Below are 4,936 nucleotides of genomic sequence, written 5' to 3' on the forward strand. Positions count from 1 at the left end.
TCACTCACCATTGCTGCAAACCCGGTAAGTCGCATCCAGCAGTTTCCGCAGTAGGGACGGAGGCACCCCGGAAGCAGTGAGGCCGCTGCGTAGGGTCGCGTCGAGCCGATCGCGTGCCGGCGATGGACCCAGCCACGGCCGGCAGCGGGACGCTTCCGCAATGATCTGATCGCTGGCCGCCGCGACCGCCGTGCGCAACTGCGCCAGAGAAAGGTCTGCCGGCACCGATGCGACAGGTGTGGACCTCTCGACGGCCTTCGCGGCTTCGATCTGCACCCGAAAGAGTTCCGCCACGTCGTCTGGATTCAATCGGACGGCCGCGGCCGCGGCACGCACGTGTTCCAGTACCCGCGCCTCTTGCTGCGGGTCTTCAATCGGCAGGTGCTCGCGCTGTTTGACCGCAACCACCAGCGGCATCAACTGCAAGCGCAAGTCGATGGCAGCCGCCAATGCCTCGAAGCCGGCTTGCGCCGGAGTGAGCGCGAAGCGGTCGCCGAACCATTGCCGGCGTTGCTGGTCGAGCCAGCCGTCGGCCTCGCGAGCGGCCAGCCACTCGTTGACGTGCCGCAAGAGGTCGCCGGCACCGGGCGCGAGCGCGTATGCTTTGCGGTCGCGCGTGAACGGTCCGATCGTGGCGAACCGCTTGGCGGGCCACGTGCGCGCTTCCAATGCTTCACTGATGGCCACGTCGATGTCACCGCGTTGCAGGATGCCGGGCAGCGAGGAGTTCTCCGGAACCGGCAGCAGGCGTGCGTGGCCGAACCGCTGGCGCGCCACCTGTTCGAGATGGCCGCCGGCATTGACCCCGATCCGCACGCCGCTGCGATCGAGGTCCGCGAGGCTGCGGAATCTGGTGCGGTCACGCTTCTGGATGACGGCCACGGCACCAGTGACGACGTATGGCCGAGTGTAGAGGACCTGCACCGCTCGATCCGGGCGCAGAGTCACGCCACTCATCGCCATATCGAACGCGCCGGCCTCCAACTGCCGCACGAGGTCGGGCCAGCGGAAGGGCGTGAACTCGATCGGGCGACCGAGATCGGCCGCCAAACGCCGTGCCACGGCGATGTCGAACCCCGTGAAGCCACCGCCCGCATCGCGGACACTGAACGGCGCATAGTCCCCGCTCGTGCCGACCCGGAGCACCGCCGGAGTGCTGTCGGCAACGGCAGCGCTAAGCTGCGTTAGGAAGATGATGGCCGCCAGCGCGGCGCCAACAAGAGGCCTGCGCATGAACTCCCTCATGAGCGGCTACGGTTGACACGCCAGCGGGGCAGAGGCAAGAGAGCAAGAGACCGATGGCACAACTCACACAAGTGGAATTTCAACAAGCGATCGCCATGCTGGCGAATGAAATGGGACTGCAGCGTCTGCGCGATCGCTTTGTCCGGCTCAACGCATTAGTCACGCGGCGCAAGGTGGCTTCGCCACAGGCGCTGGCTGACCAGCTCTTCCTACTGTCGGCGGGCCTGCGGCGTCAGGTTCCCGCGACCTACGCCTTCCATGTAGTCTGGAGCGAGCAGCTTACCACCAAGGTCGGCGAGCAGGGCGAGAAGAACCTCGAGAAGATCGCCGAAGGCGTCAACGCCTGCCTCGGAGAGAACGAGGACATCCTGCCGGAGAAAGCCACCGATCTGGACGCCGCGCTGGCCGAGTACGAGCGAGCCCTGAGCACTGCCGTGGGACAGGAGATGGCGCGCATGGAAATGCTGCTCAAAGCGGTGCCGGCGGTCGCCGCGAAACTGCGGGCCGCGCCAGCACAATCGCAACAGCCCGCGCCCGAAGGCGCGCCGCAATAGCGAGAGAACGCCCTCACCCTGAGCCGCTCCCAGAGGGAGAGGGAACCGGGTACGTGCCGGTCCGCTGTTCATGAAACCTCTTTCCGATCTGCTGCGCGGCATTGCCGCCGAGGTGCTCTCGGGTAATCCCGACATTGCGGTGCGCGCCATTGCTTCCGACTCGCGCACCGTGCAGCCGGGCGATGTCTTCGTCTGTCTTCCCGGCTACCGCACCGAAGGTGGTGAGATGCGTGCCGATCGGCACGACTTCATCCCCATGGCTGTCGAGCGTGGGGCCACGGCGCTGGTCGTCGAGCGCACTGTCGTCCCCCCGCCCGGGGTGACGGTGCTCCAAGTAGCCGACTGCTGGGGTGCGATCGCCGCCATGGCCTGCGAATTCTTCGATCACCCGTCACGCGCACTCGTGATGATCGGCGTCACCGGCACCAGCGGCAAGACCTCGACGACGTATTTCATCGAATCGATGTTCCACGCCGCAGGCATTCCCACGGCGCGGCTCGGCACCATCGAGTATCGCTTTGGCGACACCGTCATCCCCGCCCAGCAAACGACGCCGGAAGCCCCCGAGTTACAACGCCTGCTGCGCCAGGCGGTGGACGGCGGATTCCAGGCGGTGGTGATGGAGGTGTCTTCGCATGCGCTCGAGTTGCGGCGCGCAGCGGGGGTCGCTTTCGACGTCGCCGTGTTCACCAACATCAGCCAGGACCATCTCAACTTCCATCCCGATATGCACCACTACCGGCGCGCCAAGGGCCGCTTGTTCGAAGAACTCGCCAGCGGCGGCAAGGCCGCCACCGCCATCGTCAATGCCGATGACGCCAGCAGTGCGTACATTATCGGGATCAATCGCGGCGCGCTGCTGACCTACGGCATTCGGCAGCCCGCGGACGTGCGCGGGCGCGACATCACCGTCAGCCTCCACGGCACGACGTTTCACGCAACCACACCGGCCGGCGAACTCACCGTGGAATTACCGCACGTCGGCGATTATCACGTGTACAACGCACTCGCCGCCATCGGTGTCGGCCTGGCCCTGCGGTTGGATCTGGCGGATGTGCGCTCCGGACTAGCCGGGACGCCGCCGATTCCTGGTCGATTCGAACTGGTGGAGTGCGGCCAGAGCTTCACCGTCGCGGTCGACTATGCCCATAAGCCCGACGCCTTGGAGCGACTGCTGCGCGGCGCCCGCGCCCTCGGACCGAATCGCATCCTGACGGTCTTCGGTTGCGGCGGCGATCGCGATCGCGGCAAGCGCCCAATCATGGGCCGTCTCGCAACGCAGCTGAGCGACGTGGTCATCGTCACTTCAGACAATCCGCGCTCCGAGAATCCGGAGCAGATCATCGCGGAGATCATGGCCGGCGTGCGTGAGGTGAAAGGGACGGCCGCGCCCGTGCGGACCGAGGTCGACCGCGCCCGCGCCATCGAGACCGCCATTCAGCTGGCTGAGCCCGGCGATCTCGTCCTCATCGCCGGCAAAGGCCACGAGACCTATCAGCTCTTTGCCGATCACCGGGTACACTTCGACGACCGCGAGCAGGCGCGGCAGGCGTTGGCGCGGCTGAACGTCGCGCCTCGCTGATCGCCTATCGGAAGAGCTTCAGACCATAAGTACACGTTGGAAGAAATACGGCGACGTATCCTAACCCCGCTCACCCTTCGACGGGCTGCCCATGAACACGCGCCTGCTCCGTCGCCCAGGGCGTTGCCCTGGGCTCATGGCTTGCCGCCCTTTCAGGGCTGAGACCAAAAAGACTCAAATGCTCTACGGTGATGAGCCCCAACGGGGCGGCCATTCATCAGCCTGGGGCATCGCCCCGGGCTGTGATGTCGGGTGCGATCGGGTTCGTGGGCCCTCCAAGCCGGCACCCCGCCGGTCCGCTCTCTCAGGGTGAGCGGGGTGTCGTCAAATACGTTGCCACACTTCTGTCCTCGAGGACTAAGCGATCTGCGATCAGCGAGGCTGTCCGCGCAACTCGTACATGCCGTGGACGATCGAGATCACATCGACCGGGGCATCGAACGGCTCCCCACGAAACTCGCGATAGGCGCGCTCGACATTGAAAAGCAGCCGCTCTGGTTCGGTCCAAGTTGCATACGGCCCACGGTCTATTAGTTTCGCCGCCTCCACGGCCGAAAGCCCGGCGTCGAAGAACCGTTGGGACTCCGCCCTCACGTATTGCAGGTAGGCTTTCATTTCCCGCAGGCCTTCAATTCCGCACAGCGGCCCGTGACCGGGAACGATCACCTCGGGGTTCAGCGCAACAATATGGTCGAGCGCCTCGATCCACCTGGCAAAGGTCCCCTCCCAGCCGATCGGCGTGCACAGGCGAAACAGGACATCGCCGGTAAACACAACCCGTTGCTCGGGAAGATGCGCTATGACGTCCCCGGCCGTGTGTGCCGGTCCCACGTAGATCAGCCGCACCAGAATGCCATCGAGGTCGAGATCCAGGGAGTCCTCGATGAGCGTCGTGGGCGGGGTCAGCTCGATTCCCGAGAAATCCCAATCCCCGAGCCCCTGCGCAAAGCTCGCCAGGGCCGGATCACCGCTGGCGGCGGCCTGCTGGAGCATCTGCATGGTCTCCGGCCGTTCTTTCGCCATCGCCGCGGCGCACAACCGGTGTCCGATGATCTCCGCGCCCCGGAAGAGCTGGTTGCCCCAGCAGTGGTCCCCGTTGTGGTGCGTGTTGACCACGCGTCGCGCCGGTCCCTTCCACACCCGGGTGTACAGCTCGATGAGCTGGCGCGTATGCGGCAGATCCCAGAACGTGTCGATGACTAGCCCGCCACCGCGGTTGATGAAGCCCGAGTTGCTGGTGCCCAATCCTCGGTCCGCCTGCAGGCACGTGTACACATCTGTGGCGATCTCTTGCAGCTCCATACGGTGGCCTCCTGGAAGTCGGGACATTCCTAAGGATTCACGACGTTGATCGGCTTTCCCGCAAGAAAGGCGTTGACGTTCGCGACGGTCACCGCCATCAAGCGGCGGCGGGCGGCCAGGCTGGCCCACGCCATGTGCGGCGTGATGACGCAGTTACGGGCATGCAGCAGCGGGTTGTCCGGCCGCATCGGTTCCGCCGACACGACGTCCAACCCCGCACCCGCAAGCTGGTTGCTGTTCAACGCATCGGCCA

General features: G+C 65.5%; 5 protein-coding genes. 2 read left to right on the plus strand and 3 right to left on the minus strand.

What is annotated here, in order from left to right:
• On the minus strand, positions 1-1,233 hold the full coding sequence (locus tag VF515_06070; protein HEX7407202.1) for a transporter substrate-binding domain-containing protein: 1,233 nt from the start codon (positions 1,231-1,233) through the stop codon (positions 1-3).
• 65 nt (positions 1,234-1,298) lie between these two features.
• On the opposite strand from VF515_06070, the gene VF515_06075 reads away from it, so the two are divergent.
• Complete coding sequence (locus tag VF515_06075; protein ID HEX7407203.1) at positions 1,299-1,799, plus strand: hypothetical protein; 501 nt, start codon at positions 1,299-1,301, stop codon at positions 1,797-1,799.
• A 70-nt stretch (positions 1,800-1,869) separates the two neighbouring features.
• Positions 1,870-3,381: a UDP-N-acetylmuramoyl-L-alanyl-D-glutamate--2,6-diaminopimelate ligase gene (locus tag VF515_06080; GenBank protein HEX7407204.1), complete on the plus strand. Its 1,512-nt coding sequence runs from the start codon at positions 1,870-1,872 to the stop codon at positions 3,379-3,381.
• A 372-nt stretch (positions 3,382-3,753) separates the two neighbouring features.
• Here VF515_06080 and VF515_06085 read toward each other — a convergent pair whose 3' ends face one another.
• Positions 3,754-4,683 carry an MBL fold metallo-hydrolase gene (locus tag VF515_06085; protein ID HEX7407205.1) on the minus strand — a complete coding sequence of 310 codons (930 nt, stop codon included), beginning with the start codon at positions 4,681-4,683 and terminating at the stop codon, positions 3,754-3,756.
• A 29-nt stretch (positions 4,684-4,712) separates the two neighbouring features.
• On the minus strand, positions 4,713-4,936 hold a 224-nt coding region (locus tag VF515_06090), incomplete at its 5' end, for an NAD(P)-dependent oxidoreductase (protein HEX7407206.1).

This window comes from Candidatus Binatia bacterium (genome assembly GCA_036382395.1).
GTDB lineage: Bacteria > Desulfobacterota > Binatia > HRBIN30 > HRBIN30 > JAGDMS01.